At 63.3% G+C, this 13,577-nt stretch carries 13 protein-coding genes; 1 reads left to right on the forward strand and 12 read right to left on the reverse strand.

All coding sequences use genetic code 11. From position 1 onward, the window contains the following. Positions 1 to 319 precede the first annotated feature (319 nt). Positions 320 to 1,156 (forward strand): hypothetical protein, encoded by an 837-nt coding sequence (locus tag IAE38_RS09140; RefSeq protein WP_201217195.1) that lies wholly within the window; start codon positions 320 to 322, stop codon positions 1,154 to 1,156. 5 nt (positions 1,157 to 1,161) lie between these two features. Here the strand turns inward: IAE38_RS09140 and astE are convergent, their stop codons facing one another. The 12 genes from astE to IAE38_RS09200 form a co-directional block, all read right to left on the reverse strand. Beyond that, positions 1,162 to 2,172 (reverse strand): succinylglutamate desuccinylase, encoded by a 1,011-nt coding sequence (astE, locus tag IAE38_RS09145; protein WP_201217197.1) that lies wholly within the window; start codon positions 2,170 to 2,172, stop codon positions 1,162 to 1,164. A gap of 11 nt (positions 2,173 to 2,183) precedes the next feature. Continuing rightward, positions 2,184 to 2,474: a hypothetical protein gene (locus IAE38_RS09150; RefSeq protein WP_016488488.1), complete on the reverse strand. Its 291-nt coding sequence runs from the start codon at positions 2,472 to 2,474 to the stop codon at positions 2,184 to 2,186. Between the two features lie 14 nt (positions 2,475 to 2,488). Further along, positions 2,489 to 3,838 (reverse strand): N-succinylarginine dihydrolase, encoded by a 1,350-nt coding sequence (gene astB, locus IAE38_RS09155; protein ID WP_201217200.1) that lies wholly within the window; start codon positions 3,836 to 3,838, stop codon positions 2,489 to 2,491. A gap of 20 nt (positions 3,839 to 3,858) precedes the next feature. Continuing rightward, the gene (astD, locus tag IAE38_RS09160; RefSeq protein ID WP_201217203.1) at positions 3,859 to 5,322 is read right to left on the reverse strand and encodes a succinylglutamate-semialdehyde dehydrogenase; all 1,464 of its coding nucleotides are present in this window, start codon (positions 5,320 to 5,322) and stop codon (positions 3,859 to 3,861) included. Beyond that, complete coding sequence (gene astA, locus IAE38_RS09165; protein WP_201164591.1) at positions 5,319 to 6,350, reverse strand: arginine N-succinyltransferase; 1,032 nt, start codon at positions 6,348 to 6,350, stop codon at positions 5,319 to 5,321. Before astA ends, astD begins: the two co-directional genes overlap by 4 nt. 69 nt (positions 6,351 to 6,419) lie before the next feature. After that, positions 6,420 to 7,439 carry an arginine/ornithine succinyltransferase subunit alpha gene (gene aruF, locus IAE38_RS09170; RefSeq protein ID WP_028635506.1) on the reverse strand — a complete coding sequence of 340 codons (1,020 nt, stop codon included), beginning with the start codon at positions 7,437 to 7,439 and terminating at the stop codon, positions 6,420 to 6,422. Between the two features lie 135 nt (positions 7,440 to 7,574). Then, positions 7,575 to 8,795 carry an aspartate aminotransferase family protein gene (locus tag IAE38_RS09175; protein ID WP_028635505.1) on the reverse strand — a complete coding sequence of 407 codons (1,221 nt, stop codon included), beginning with the start codon at positions 8,793 to 8,795 and terminating at the stop codon, positions 7,575 to 7,577. 271 nt (positions 8,796 to 9,066) lie between these two features. Continuing rightward, positions 9,067 to 10,047 (reverse strand): transcriptional regulator ArgR, encoded by a 981-nt coding sequence (gene argR, locus IAE38_RS09180; RefSeq protein ID WP_201217205.1) that lies wholly within the window; start codon positions 10,045 to 10,047, stop codon positions 9,067 to 9,069. Between the two features lie 98 nt (positions 10,048 to 10,145). Further along, the gene (locus IAE38_RS09185) at positions 10,146 to 10,910 is read right to left on the reverse strand and encodes an ABC transporter ATP-binding protein (protein ID WP_028635503.1); all 765 of its coding nucleotides are present in this window, start codon (positions 10,908 to 10,910) and stop codon (positions 10,146 to 10,148) included. A gap of 22 nt (positions 10,911 to 10,932) precedes the next feature. After that, a complete protein-coding gene (locus tag IAE38_RS09190; RefSeq protein WP_028635502.1) occupies positions 10,933 to 11,631 on the reverse strand; it encodes an ABC transporter permease in 699 nt (232 codons plus the stop codon). Continuing rightward, complete coding sequence (locus tag IAE38_RS09195; RefSeq protein WP_028635501.1) at positions 11,628 to 12,317, reverse strand: ABC transporter permease; 690 nt, start codon at positions 12,315 to 12,317, stop codon at positions 11,628 to 11,630. Before IAE38_RS09195 ends, IAE38_RS09190 begins: the two co-directional genes overlap by 4 nt. A gap of 88 nt (positions 12,318 to 12,405) precedes the next feature. Next, positions 12,406 to 13,191: an ABC transporter substrate-binding protein gene (locus tag IAE38_RS09200; protein WP_201217208.1), complete on the reverse strand. Its 786-nt coding sequence runs from the start codon at positions 13,189 to 13,191 to the stop codon at positions 12,406 to 12,408. Between the last annotated feature and the right edge of the window lie 386 nt (positions 13,192 to 13,577).

Below are 13,577 nucleotides of genomic sequence, written 5' to 3' on the forward strand. Positions count from 1 at the left end.
CGGCAAAGGGCCGCATTATATCGGTCCTGTAGTCTCGATGCAGTGTGTTTATGCGACACAAACCGCGCTTTCGGCGGTTTTTCGGGGCATGCAAGCGAAAACGACATGCGCCGATGCTAAAGCCTGCCTTTTGCTACTGGCAAGCCATTAGCGCTCATGCCCGAGCAAAATGGAACAGACGGTGAGTTAAAAGGATTTCATCTACGCTCGCCCTGCTCTGGCGGTAGCACAGCCCTCACCCGCACGGTGCTAGATGTGCAATGCACCGTGCTGCCGCGCTCACCGTAGTCTGGCCTTTCATTCTCTGGAGGCCCCGAACATGACGACACCCGTAGCAACCACACACCTGCTGGATGCAAATGACAAAACCCGGGTTGCGGTCCACGGCGAAATGGATGAAGCCATTGCCCACGACATCGTGAGCGAAGCCGGCCTGCACAGCACACGGGTCTATTACGATTACGAGCTGTTCGACCTGCACACCTCGCCACTGGCAACCCTCCAGCGCAGGCTGATCACCGCCTACGATGGCGATGAGAACATCGGGGAATGCGACGAGATCCTGGCGTGGTTGTCGAGCACCGATGTGGAGCTGAGCCAGGACAAGGACATCACCCTGAAAGTGGCCGGCCAAACGTTCATCATCCAGCCCGCCACTGCCGAGCAACGCCTGCACCTGCTGTTTCTGGGTACCGACGCGCCGGCAGGCATCGGTGAAGGTATCGCCCAGCCGCTGCGCGTGGACAGCCATGCCAACCCGGACAACCGCTTCGATGTGACGGCGCTCGACAACCTGTACCTGTTTGGCACCCCCCAGTTCCAGGCAAGGGTGTACGAGCAGTTGCTGCTGCTGCCCGGCTACCCGGCGCTCAAGCAGTTGCTGGACACCGCACGCCAGCGCTACGAAACCGTGCCGGACATGGTGCTGATGCAGTGCTATGCGGGCCCGGCCCAGTTCGGCCCGGGCTTCGACCTGGAGCGGGTGATCCCCAACGAGCATGCCCACCGGTTGTCAGGCGACTACACCGCGGTGCTCTATGACCCGTACGAAGCCAGCGGCCTGGACGGTTTGACCACACTGGCAAGGCTGCTGCAACAAGCCTACGACGCGCTGGCGCCAGACCTGCTGCTGCCCGCCCCGGCTACCGGCGGCTGAGCGGTTCAGGGCGAAAGGTCGTGCCCCTCGCTGGGCACGATCAGGATCCCGGCCCTGAGGCCGTTCTTCACCTTCGGGTTGGGGAAGATGATGCGCGCGCCCTCTTCTTCCACCACCCAGCGCATTTCTGCCAAGTCTTCGGCCAGCAGGTAGCCCTTGCTCAATTCAGAGAAGTTTTCGATTTCGGCGGGCAGGTGCAAGTGGAAACTGTCGCTGTGCTTGATGATTTCACGGGCCACACTGAACAGTTGCAGCCCATCGAGTGACTGCTCTGCCTGCGGCTCGGTCGCCTCCAGAATGCGTACCAGGCGCGCTGCCAGCTTGTCGAGGTTCACCTCGTCGTTCTGGCCAAACGGCCGCGCCTTGCCCAGTTCCAGCGTAAAGGCTTCGGCATCGAGTTGTTCATAGGTGAAGGCACTGAACGTGATGGACGGCTTGCGCTGCAGCAGCACCGCCTGCATGCCCGCCGCCGCCAGCCGTGCCAGCTCACGGCGCGAATGCTGGCGGCCCTCCTTGAAGGGGTACAGGGCGAACTGCTCGACCTTCGAGCCACGAATGGCCGTGTGCAGGTCGTAGTGCAGGCGGCTGCGGCCTGGCTTGCTGAAGAACACCCGGGCAAACTGCTCAAGCTCTGCAGCCCGCAAGGCCTCCATGCCGCTGGTCTGCTCATGGCGGCCATTGAACAGGCGGTTGATGTCCTGTTCGATGTAACGCTCGCCCTTGATGATGGCAGCGGGGTTACCGAACAGAAACAGCACCCGCGCCCTGGGCACGATTTCGCCCTTGGCCACACCGTGCAGCAATTGCTCAAGCAGTTCTATAGGGGCCGTCTCGTTGCCATGAATGCCGGCAGACAGCAACACATCGAGGCCGCAGTCGTCGCTTTCGGCGGGGCGCACTTCCAGCGCGCCTTGCCCCAACCAGCGCAAACGCACGCCCTTGGTGGTCACTTGGGTCTTCTCGGCCGGTTCATGGCCGGTAAGGGTCAGCTCAAGCAGTTTGCCAAGGGCGAGCATAGCGGGCTTCCTTAGTGGTGGTGGCCGCAGTCCGGGCCGTGCACGTGATCGTCGTCTTCACCCACTTCTGCCGGCTCCATCTCCAGCTGCAGGCTGACCAGGTTGGTGGCCATCGGGCGCAGCAGCAGGTTGGCGTATTCGGTGTCGTCTTCATCCACGTCCACCCCGATCAGCAGCTGGCCACGGCCGTCCTGCTGAATCCACACTTCCTTGCCTTGCCAGACCACGGCAAAGCGGGTGCACGAGGTTTCCAGCTGGGTGCCGTCTTCATCTTCAAGGATCAGGCGCAGGGCATCGGTCATTGCAAAGTCTCTCTTCAAGGTTGGCGTTGGAACGGGTATACCGAGCCCAACTTGAGTATCTGGGTCAATTCATCCAGTGCGGTTCGGCACTCCACCAGCAACTGCGGGTCGGCCAGGTCCGAATCGACCAAGCGGTCGCGGTAGTGGCGGTCAACCCACTGCAGCAGCGTGTCGTACAGCGGGGCGGTCATGATAACGCCTTGGTTCACCGCCGCCAGTTCCGTTTCAGTCAGGGCTACACGCAGGCGCAGGCAGGCAGGCCCACCGCCGTTGCGCATGCTCTGCTTAAGGTCGAACACCTGCACCTCCTGCACGGGCGTACCCTGGGTGGTCAGTTGCTCCAGGTAAGCCCAGACCCGCTCGTTGTTGCGGCATTCTTCGGGTACCACCAGCAGCATCGAGCCGTCGGCGCGGCTGAGCAGTTGGCTGTTGAACAGGTAGGAACGCACTGCATCCTCTACCGTCACTGCCGCCCGTGGCACGCCAATGGCCTGCAAGGTACCGCCCTTGCCGGCCAGCTTGCCGCGCAACTGGTCGAGCACTGCCTCGCTGTCCAGGAAGGCGTCCTCGTGGTGGAACAGCACCTCGCCGTTGCCCACCGCAATCACGTCGTTGTGGAACACACCCTGGTCGATCACCGCCGGGTTCTGCTGAGCATAGACCACGCCGTCCTCGCGCAGCCCATGCAGGCGCGCCACGGCCTGGGACGCCTCGAGAGTCTGCCGGGCGGGGTATTTCTGCGGCGCCGGGTAGCGGCTGTCGAAGGCACTACGCCCGTAGACGAAAAACTCCACGCCAGGCTCGCCATAGGCGCGGCAGAACCGGGTGTGGTTGGCGGCGCCCTCATCGCCGAACTGAGCAACGGCCGGCAACGCGGGGTGGTGCGCGAAGTGGGCCTGGTGCTGGAACATGGCCGCCAGTACCCGGCTAGTGGTGGGGTGTTCGATACTGCGGTGGTACTTGCAGTTGAGGTTGGCGGCCGTGAAATGCACGCGCCCGTCGACGGTGTCGGCACTGGGGCTGACCGTGGCGGCGTTGGCCACCCACATACTGGAAGCCGAACAACTGGCCACCAGCAGCGGCATGGCCTCACGCGCAGCACGCTGGATGATGTCAGCGTCGCTGCCGGTAAAGCCCAGCTGGCGCAGCCCGGCTACATCAGGGCGCTCCTGAGGGGCCAGCACACCCTGCTTGAAACCCATGTCGGCCAGCGCTTTCATTTTCGCCAGGCCCTGGCGCGCCGCCTCGCGGGGGTTGGAGCCCTGCTGGCTGTTGCTCTGGGAGGCCACGTTGCCGTAGGACAGCCCGCCATAGTTGTGGGTCGGCCCCACTAGGCCATCAAAATTTACTTCGTAGGATTTCATCGGCTAGGCTCCGACCGTTGTTATAGGGTGATGCCCGGCGTCAGGGTCGCCGGCAATGCAAGGCTGTCGGCCTCCAGCGAAGCCACCGGGTACGCGCAATAGTCGGCCGCGTAGTAGGCGCTGGCGCGGTGGTTGCCACTGGCACCCACGCCGCCGAACGGCGCGCTGCTGGCAGCTCCGGTCAGTTGCTTGTTCCAATTGACGATGCCGGCGCGGCTGCGCAGCCAGAAGTACTGGTAACGGGCGCGGGAGTCTGAGAGCAGCCCCGCAGCCAGGCCGTACTGGGTGGCATTGGCTTCGTCGATGGCAGCATCCAGGCCTGCGTAGCGAACCACCTGCAGCAGCGGGCCGAAGAACTCCTCATCCGGGCGCTCGGCAACGGCTGTAACATCGACAATGCCCGGTGTCAGCAACGCTGCGCCTGGCTGCGGCTGGGTCATGCCCAGTAGCTGTACCGCGCCTTTGGCCACCAGGTCGGCCTGGGCGCTGAGCAGTGCCTGGGCGGCCTGCAACGAGATGACCGAGCCCATGAACGGCGCAGGCTGCTGGTCGAAAGCCCCCACGGTCACGGTTTTGCACACCTCAACCAGGCGCGTCAGCAGCGCGTCACCCCATGCCCCCTGCGGCACCAGCAGGCGCCGCGCGCAGGTGCAGCGCTGGCCGGCGGAAATGAATGCCGACTGGATGATGGTGTACACCGCCGCCTGCACATCCTTGACCTCATCCACCACCAGCGGGTTGTTGCCGCCCATCTCCAGGGCCAGGATCTTGTCCGGGCGGCCGGCGAACTGCTGGTGCAGCAGGTTGCCGGTGCGGCTGGAGCCGGTGAAGAACAGCCCATCGATGCCCGTGTTGGCAGCCAGCGCCACACCGGTTTCGCGGCCCCCCTGCACCAGGTTCAGAACGCCTGCGGGCAGGCCGGCGGCCACCCAGCAATTGACCGTCAGCTCCGCGACCTTGGGCGTCAGCTCGCTGGGCTTGAACACCACGCAGTTGCCGGCCAGCAGGGCTGGCACGATGTGGCCGTTGGGCAGGTGACCGGGGAAGTTGTAAGGCCCGAACACGGCGACCACCCCGTGGGGTTTGTGCCGCAGCACAGCGGTGGCGTCGGCCAGCGGCCCGCTTTTCTCACCGGTGCGCTCCCGGTAGCTCTGTACCGAGATGGCCACCTTGTTGATCATGCTGGTGACTTCGGTGGCCGATTCCCATAACGGTTTGCCGGTTTCTTCACCAATGCAGTAGGCCAGCGCATCGGCATGCAGCTTGAGCTGCGCAGCGAACTGTTCCAGCACGCTGATGCGCGCCTCCAGGCTAAGCTGAGCCCAGGCCGGAAAGGCCTGCCGGGCCGCTTGTACCGCAGCCTCCACCTGGCCCACATCGGCGCCTTGCCCTTGCCAGACCACAGCCTGGGTCACCGGGTTGAGCGATTGCAACGCTTCGCCGTGGCCGGCGTGCCAACGACCTGCAATGTAGTGGGTAGTCATCGCTGGCCCTCCCGGCCTGCCGAAAGCGGCACGGCGCGTACGTTGTCCCCGGCGCCCATGCGCAGGCGCTTGGCGGTCAGCGGGTCGACCACCAGCGTACCGGCAGCCAGGCGCGCGGGTGCAGCCGTGATGCGGCAATCGTCACGCTTGCGGTTGTGAATGATGTAAGGGGTGGCGTCGTCGCCCGGGGTACCGATTGCCAGTACCAGGGTCTGGCTATCACGCACCGCACGGATCCTGTCGGTGTCGCACTCGATGGCCGGCCCGGCGTCGAAGATGTCAACGTAGCCCTGGTAGTTGAAGCCTTCCTGCTTGAGCATCGCCAAGGCCGGCTCGGTATCGGCGTGCACCCGGCCGATCACGCTGCGCGCCGCCTCGGACAGGAAGCAGGTATACAACGGGAACTTGGGCATCAGCTCAGCGATGAACGACTTGTTGCCCACGCCCGTCAGGTAGTCGGCCTGGCTGAATTCCATCTTGAAGAAGTGCCGGCCCAGGCACTCCCAGAACGGCGAGCGGCCCTGGGCGTCGGACATGCCGCGCATTTCGGCAATGATCTTCTTGCCGAACAGCTCGGGAAACTCGGCGATGAACAGCATGCGTGCCCGCGACAGCAGGCGGCCATTCAGGCCGCAGCGGTGGTCATGGCGCAGGAACAACGAGCACAGTTCGGAGTTGCCGGTCAGGTCGTTGGCCAGGAACAGCGTGGGAATCTCGCGGTAGATCTTCAGTTCCTGGGAGGCGCTCACCGTCAACCCGACCCGGTAGTTGTACCAGGGTTCGCGCAGGCCCACGGCGCCGGCGATGGCACTGATGCCCACCACCAGGCCTTCGTCGTTTTCCAGCACGAACAGGTAATCGGTATCGCCACGCTCGGCTTCGCCACGGAAGGTCTTTTCCGCCCAGCCCACGCGATGCCCAAGGCGCTCTTCGTTGGCCGGCAGGGTAGTCAGGCCGGTGGTGCCGGTGCTGCGCGCCAGCTCGATCAACGCAGGCAAGTCGCTGCTGCGTACAGGACGAACGATCATGCTATCTCCTTGTGCGTCGGCATCGGCCGGCGCGAAACACGTCTAAACCTGCAACGTCGCCCTCAGGCCTCAAGCGGCGACCAGGCGCACGCTGGCACCCTCGCCCACCCCTAATGCATCTGCCGCTTCCTGGCTCAGGCTCACTGGCTTGCCAGGCACCCAGTCCAGGTCCAGCAGCACGGCGCGGTAGTCCTGCAACTGGCCATTGCACACCAGGTACGGGCGCCCGCCCTTGCCGGCGGCCTGCTCGACTTTCACCGGCACCACGCGGCTCTGGGCGATGGAACGGATGCCAGAAGTGCGCGCATGCAGGGTGGGGCCGCCATCGAAGATGTCGATGTAGTGCTCGGTTTCGAAGCCTTCACGCATGAGGATGTCGAACGTGATCTGTGCCCTCGGGTGCACCTGGCCCATGGCCTCTTGCGCCTGGTCAGGCAACAGCGGCACGTAGATCGGGTAATGCGGCATCAGCTCGGCGAGGAACGTGCGGCTTTTCAGCCCACACAGGCGCTCGGCATCGGCGTAGTTGAGGTCGAAGAAGTTACGCCCAATGGCATCCCAGAACGGCGACTCGCCCTGCTCGTCGCTGAAGCCGACTATTTCGGTGACCACCGAATCGGCAAAGCGCTCCGGGTGGGCCGCCATGAACAGCAGGCGGCCGCGAGAGTTGAGTTCTGCCCAACCGCTGTTCACCAGTTCTGGCAGCACGTAAAAGCTGGTCAGCAGGCTGTTGCCCGTCAGGTCATGGCACAGCGAAAGCACGTGGATCTTGTTGTGGATCTTCAACTCGCGCGAGGCGTGGACGAAGGTTTCGTTGCGAAAACTGTAGAACGGCTCGGAATAGCCGGCCGACGCAACGATGGCCGAGCAACCGGCCAACTGGCCGGTCTGGCTGTCTTCGAGCACGAAGAAATAACTTTCCTCGCCGTTGAAGCTCACCTCGGCGGCAAAGGATGTTTCAGAGGCGGCGATCTTGTCGCCTAGGCGGGCAGTATCGTCCGGCAAGGACGTGACACCAATCGGGCTGTCTGCAGCCATGCGCTGCACTTCGTTCAGATCAGCCATTTGCGCAGGGCGCATCACCAGCATGGTGTCACTCCTTTGGAAGACGTGCCGTTCACGGCGGCACGTAAAAACGGCAGGCGCCTGGGCACCTGCACTGAAATCGGGTTTCACCGGCCTGCCCCGAGTGGGGCCAGGCCGGTGAAGGCACAGCAGGCCGGGTCAAGCCTGGGTCAGCGTGGCCACAGCACGTTCGAAGCGGTCCAGGCCGGCATCGATGTCGGCATCTTCCACCACCAGGCTGGGCGCGAAACGCACCACGTCTGGGCCGGCCTGCAGCACCATCACGCCTTCTTTCTCGGCCGCATTGAGCACGTCCTTGGCCTTGCCCTGCCAGGCGGGTGTCAGCACGCAGCCCAGCAGCAGCCCCACGCCACGCACCTGGCTGAACAGGTTGTAGGTGCTGCCGATTGTTTCCAGGCGCGACTTGAAGCGTTCGTGCTTGGCCTTGATGCCCGCCAAGGTCTGCGGCGTATTGACCACATCCAGCACCGCACAGGCGACTGCGCAGCCCAGCGGGTTGCCGCCGTAGGTGGTGCCGTGGGTGCCGACGGCCAGGTGCTTGGCCAGTTCGGCGGTGGTGAGCATGGCCCCGATGGGGAAGCCGCCACCCAGGCTCTTGGCGCTGGTGAGAATATCCGGGGTGACGCCGTAATGCTGATAGGCATACAGCGAGCCGGTGCGGCCAACACCGGTCTGCACTTCGTCGAAGATCAGCAAGGCATTGTGCTGGTCACACAGCGCGCGGGCACCTTCAAGGTAGGCCTTGTCTGCCGGGACCACACCGCTTTCGCCCTGGATCGGCTCGATCACCACCGCGCAGGTCTTGTCGGAGATCTGTGCCTTCAACGCTTCCAGGTCGTTGTAGGGCACATGGCTGATACCGGTGATCTTCGGGCCGAAACCGTCGGAATACTTGGGCTGCCCACCCACACTGACGGTGAACAGGGTACGGCCGTGGAAGCTGTTGACCGTGGCGATGATCTCGTGTTTTTCCGGGCCAAAGCGGTCGTGGGCTACGCGGCGGGCCAGTTTGAAGGCCGCTTCGTTGGACTCGGCGCCCGAGTTGCAGAAGAACGCACGGTCGGCGAAGGTGGCCTCCACCAGTTTGTGAGCCAGGCGCAGTGCTGGCTCGTTGGTGAAGACGTTGGAAACGTGCCAGAGGGTGTTGGCCTGCTCGGTCAGGGCCTTGACCAGCGCCGGGTGGCAATGCCCCAGGGCGTTGACCGCGATGCCGCCCGCGAAGTCGATCAGCTCGCGACCGGTCTGGTCCCAGACGCGGGAGCCCTCGCCTCGCACAGGAATGAACGCCGCCGGGGAATAGTTGGGGACCATTACCTGATCGAAATCGGCACGTTGCACCGGGGCTTGCTCAACGGACATCTGAGTCTCCTGAAGAGGAACGCTGGCCTGGAAGTGGCGAGCGATGGGGGGATTGTAAGGATTGGACTGCGCCCGGCCTTGCGGCCAAGCGACAACTTGTTACAGCGCAACACCCGGTTTTAACCAGGCTTTCGGCAATGCGACAAACACTGTCGCAATCGCGCAGTGTACGGCAGAGCGAAGACTGGGTGAACGGGTGTTCACATATAGAGGGGCTGTGAGGTGTTCACCGGCAGGGGTGCGGCGCCTACAAGACTACGTTGCGACGAACTCAGCCTTTGTCGACCGCCGCCGAACTCAATTCGAACGGGCTGCTGCTGCGCCGCTGGTTGCGGTCTTCCCGCGGCGTGGCGCCGAAGAAATTGCGGTAGGCGCTGGAAAAATGCGGCCCTGAAGAGAACCCGCACGACAGGCCGATCTGGATGATCGACTTGCTGGTCTGCATCAGCATCTGCCGCGCCTTGTTCAGGCGCAGTTCCAGGTAATACTGGCTCGGCACCCGGCTCAGGTACTGCTTGAAGATGCGCTCCAGTTGCCGGCGCGAAACGCACACGTGCTGGGCGATTTCGTCGGTGGTCAGGGGCTCTTCGATGTTGGCCTCCATCAGCAGCACCGCCTGGGTGAGCTTGGGATGGCTGGACCCCAGCCGGTTCTGCAACGGGATCCGCTGGCGCTCGCCCCCTTCACGGATGCGCTCGACCACCAGCTCCTCCGACACAGCCCCCGCCAGCTCTGCCCCGTGATCACGGGCCAGCACCGCCAGCAGCAGGTCGGTTATCGCCATGCCGCCGCAGGCCGTGAGGCGGTCGCGGTCCCAGTCGAACAGGTGGCTGGTGGCAATTACCTTGGGGAAACGCTCGGCAAAATCATCCTGCCAACGCCAATGCACCGCCGCCCGGTAACCGTCCAGCAGGCCCAGCATGGCCAGCGGATACACCCCGGCAGACAACCCGCCCACCATGCACCCACTGCGGGCCAGTTGCTTGAGGGCGGTGGACAGCGCGGCGCCTATACCGGCAGGCGGTTCGTCGGCCAGCACAAACAGCTTGTGGCAGCCTTCGAGGCGCCCGTTCCACGCCTCGCCAGGCAAGCGCCAGCTGCCGTCCTGGGCAGGCTCGGCCTGCAGAAAGAGCAGGTCGTAGATCACCTCAGGGTGCACCCGCTGCGCCACCTGCAAGGCTTCCTCTGCCAGCGCCAAGGTCAGGGGCCTGGTACTGGGCCAGATGAGAAAACCGATTCGCTGGGTGGTCATAGAGTGCGGTCCGAAACCTGGGGTCGTTCGATTCAGTGCGCCGGGTCAGGCTGCGCGTGAAACGCAGCATGCCCTATTGTGGTGCAAAAAAGCAGCCTTTACTTGAGGCTGCCAGACAGGAACTGCTTCAGACGCTCCGAGCGCGGGTTGGCCAGCACGTCACGCGGGCAGCCAGTCTCTTCCACCAGCCCCTTGTGCAGGAACACCAACTGGTTGGACACCTCGCGGGCGAAGCCCATCTCGTGGGTGACCACCACCATGGTGCGGCCTTCCTGGGCCAGCGCCTGCATCACCTTGAGCACATCGCCCACCAGCTCCGGGTCCAGGGCCGAGGTGGGCTCGTCGAACAGCATCACTTCCGGCTCCATGGCCAGGGCGCGGGCAATGGCCACGCGCTGCTGCTCACCGCCCGACATGTGCCCCGGGAAGGCGTCCTTGCGGTGGGCCACCCCCACCTTGGCCAGGTAATGCTCAGCCTTTTCCAGGGCTTCCTTGCGGTTCATGCCCAGCACATGCACCGGGGCTTCGATGATGTTCTCCAGCGCGGTCATGTGCGACCACAGGTTGAAATGCTGGAACACCATGGCCAGGCGTGAACGCATGCGCTGCAACTGGCGGGGGTCGCCGGCCTTGAGCGCGCCGTCCTTGCCTGCCACCAGCTTCAGCTCTTCGTTGTTGAGCAGGATCTTGCCCGCGTGGGGCTGCTCCAGCAGGTTGATGCAGCGCAGGAACGTGGACTTGCCCGAACCGCTGGAGCCGATGATGCTGATGACGTCGCCAGCCTTGGCCGCCAGAGAAACGCCCTTGAGCACCTCATGGCTGCCGTAGCGCTTGTGCAGGTCTTGGACTTCGAGTTTGTACATGCTGTCGATTCTCACAAAGCGGTCAGTGCTTGCGCGGCGCCAGGTAGCCGAGCCAGCGGCGTTCGGCCATCTTGAACAGGCGCACCAGGATGAAGGTCAGGCACAGGTAGAACACGCCCGCCGTGATATAGGCCTCGAAGGGCAGGTAGTACTGAGCGTTGACCGTACGCGCAGCGCCGGTGATGTCGATCAGGGTAACGATCGACGCCAGGCTGGTGGTCTGCAGCATCATGATCACTTCGTTGCTGTACTGCGGCAGTGCACGGCGCAGGGCGGACGGCAACAGGATGCGGCGGTACATCTTCATGCGCGACATGCCCATGGCCTTGGCCGCTTCGATCTCGCCATGGGGCGTGGCCTTCAGGCTGCCAGCGATGATTTCGGCGGTGTAGGCACTGGTGTTGATGGCGAAGGCCAGGCACGCACAGAACGTGGCGCTGGACAGCAACGGCCAGAACACGCTCTGGCGCACGGCTTCGAACTGGGCCAGGCCGTAGTAGATCAGAAACAGCTGCACCAGCATCGGTGTGCCACGGATCACGTAGGTATAGAGCCAGGCGGTGAGGTTCACCACCGGTTGCTTGGACACCCGCATCAACCCCAGCGGAATGGCCGCCAGCAAGCCGAAGAACAGGGAGATGGCCAGCAGCTTGAGCGTGGTCAGCAGGCCGTCGATATACATCGGCAAAGCGTCCCAGACCACGTTGTAGTCGAAGATCATAGTTCAGCCACCTTCACGCCCACCGAGTAGCGGCGCTCCAGATACTTCAGCGCCAGCAGCGACACGCTGGTCAGCACCAGGTACAGCGCGGCCACCGCCAGGAAAAAGGTAAACGGCTCACGCGTGGCGTCGGCTGCCTGCTTGGCCTTGAACATCATGTCCTGCAGGCCCACCACCGAGATCAGTGCAGTGGCCTTGGTCAGTACCAGCCAGTTGTTGGTAAAGCCCGGGATCGCCAGCCGGATCATCTGCGGCACCTGGATACGGAAGAACACCTGACGGGCGCTCATGCCATAGGCAACGCCCGCCTCGGCCTGCCCTTTGGGGATACCCAGAAACGCACCACGGAAGGTTTCCGACAGGTAGGCGCCAAAGATGAAGCCCAGGGTACCGATACCCGCCAGCAGCGGGTTCAGGTCGATGTAGTCATCGTAGCCAACCAGCGGCGCAACGCGGTTGATGATGTCTTGCCCGCCATAGAAGATCAGCAGGATCAGCACCAGGTCCGGGATGCCGCGCACCACCGTGGAATACAGGTCGCCCAGCCAGGCCAGCCAGCGCACGGGCGACAAGCGCAGCGCCACGCCGATCAGGCCGAGCACGATGGCCAGGGCCATCGACGACAGGGCGAGCTGTAGCGTCAGCCACGCCCCGTCGAGGATGACTGCCCCGTAGCCTTTCAACATGTTGTGGTCCTCGACCTAGAGAATGAAAAATGGTGCAAACCTCAGAACCTCTGCTGTTTGCACCATTACACAGGGGGTGCCCGAAGCCTTAGTTGGTTTCCGGGCCGTAGATGTCGAAGTTGAAGTACTTCTTCTCGATCTCTTTGTACGTGCCGTTGGCACGGATGGCGGCGATGGCCGCGTTGATGCGGTCGAGGTTTTCCTTGTCCCCTTTGCGCACGGCGATGCCGACGCCGTCACCGAAGTACTTCACGTCGGTGAACGATGGGCCGACGAAGGCAAAGCCCTTGCCCGCATCGGTTTTCAGGAAGCCATCTTCCAGCAGGGTGGCATCGGCCACGGTACCGTCCAGGCGGCCTGCCGCCACATCCAGGTAGATTTCGTTCTGGGTGCCGTAAGGCACAACGGTAGCGCCTTTGGGTGCGAGCACTTCCTTGGCGAAACGGTCGTGGATCGAGCCGCGCTGCACGCCGATCTTCTTGCCCTTGAGTTCATCCAGGCTGTCGCTGACGGTGGAGCCTTCCTTCATCACCAGGCGCGCGGGTGTGAGGTAGTAACGGTTGGTGAAGTCAACCGACTTCTTGCGGTCGTCGGTGATCGACATGGACGACAGGATGGCGTCGATCTTGCGCACCTTCAGGGCGGGGATCAGGCCGTCGAATTCCTGCTCGACCCACGTGCACTTGGCCTTCATTTCTGCGCACAGCGCATTGCCGATGTCGTAGTCGAAACCGGCGATGCTGCCGTCGGGCTGTTTGAAGGCGAACGGAGGGTAAGCGGCTTCGATGCCGATTTTCAGCGGTTTTTCATCGGCCTGCGACACCAGGGAAAACACAGACAGCGCCAGGGCGCCAAGCAGTGCGAGCTTCTTCATCAGGTAACTCCATCGGTACGGGGCAATACAAGGCAGGTAACGGCTGCCCGATATGCGAATGGGTACAACGCGAGCCGCGCAGGGTTCGACCAAGGTCGCAGACCACGAGCGAGTGAGTGGCATTTTAACGACAGCCCGGTAGTCGATATTTCTTCAAAGCGACAACTACTTACAGAAGCGCTTGAAACCACTGCGGGCGATGTTGACAGCCTATGCAAAATATGCAAAAGCGCAAGAATATAGAACCTACGAGTCTAGCAATTCCTGGGCCTATTATTGGCAAAGCCTTGTAGTACGGCAAGTCCGGCGTTTCGCCAGCTGCCCAACGCCTTGAAAACGCCCTGGAATGGGCACGGAGTGTTTCCTGGCGCCCCGGGGTGGTGCGC

This window comes from Pseudomonas sp. S32 (assembly GCF_016648095.1).
Taxonomy (GTDB): Bacteria; Pseudomonadota; Gammaproteobacteria; order Pseudomonadales; family Pseudomonadaceae; genus Aquipseudomonas; species Aquipseudomonas parafulva.

What these genes read in the sequence shown, in the direction of transcription:
- IAE38_RS09140 (WP_201217195.1), top strand. Translation starts at nt 320, where the DNA reads ATGACGACACCCGTAGCAACCACACACCTGCTGGATGCAAATGACAAA.
- astE (WP_201217197.1), bottom strand. Translation starts at nt 2,172, where the DNA reads ATGCTCGCCCTTGGCAAACTGCTTGAGCTGACCCTTACCGGCCATGAA.
- IAE38_RS09150 (WP_016488488.1), bottom strand. Translation starts at nt 2,474, where the DNA reads ATGACCGATGCCCTGCGCCTGATCCTTGAAGATGAAGACGGCACCCAG.
- astB (WP_201217200.1), bottom strand. Translation starts at nt 3,838, where the DNA reads ATGAAATCCTACGAAGTAAATTTTGATGGCCTAGTGGGGCCGACCCAC.
- astD (WP_201217203.1), bottom strand. Translation starts at nt 5,322, where the DNA reads ATGACTACCCACTACATTGCAGGTCGTTGGCACGCCGGCCACGGCGAA.
- astA (WP_201164591.1), bottom strand. Translation starts at nt 6,350, where the DNA reads ATGATCGTTCGTCCTGTACGCAGCAGCGACTTGCCTGCGTTGATCGAG.
- aruF (WP_028635506.1), bottom strand. Translation starts at nt 7,439, where the DNA reads ATGCTGGTGATGCGCCCTGCGCAAATGGCTGATCTGAACGAAGTGCAG.
- IAE38_RS09175 (WP_028635505.1), bottom strand. Translation starts at nt 8,795, where the DNA reads ATGTCCGTTGAGCAAGCCCCGGTGCAACGTGCCGATTTCGATCAGGTA.
- argR (WP_201217205.1), bottom strand. Translation starts at nt 10,047, where the DNA reads ATGACCACCCAGCGAATCGGTTTTCTCATCTGGCCCAGTACCAGGCCC.
- IAE38_RS09185 (WP_028635503.1), bottom strand. Translation starts at nt 10,910, where the DNA reads ATGTACAAACTCGAAGTCCAAGACCTGCACAAGCGCTACGGCAGCCAT.
- IAE38_RS09190 (WP_028635502.1), bottom strand. Translation starts at nt 11,631, where the DNA reads ATGATCTTCGACTACAACGTGGTCTGGGACGCTTTGCCGATGTATATC.
- IAE38_RS09195 (WP_028635501.1), bottom strand. Translation starts at nt 12,317, where the DNA reads ATGTTGAAAGGCTACGGGGCAGTCATCCTCGACGGGGCGTGGCTGACG.
- IAE38_RS09200 (WP_201217208.1), bottom strand. Translation starts at nt 13,191, where the DNA reads ATGAAGAAGCTCGCACTGCTTGGCGCCCTGGCGCTGTCTGTGTTTTCC.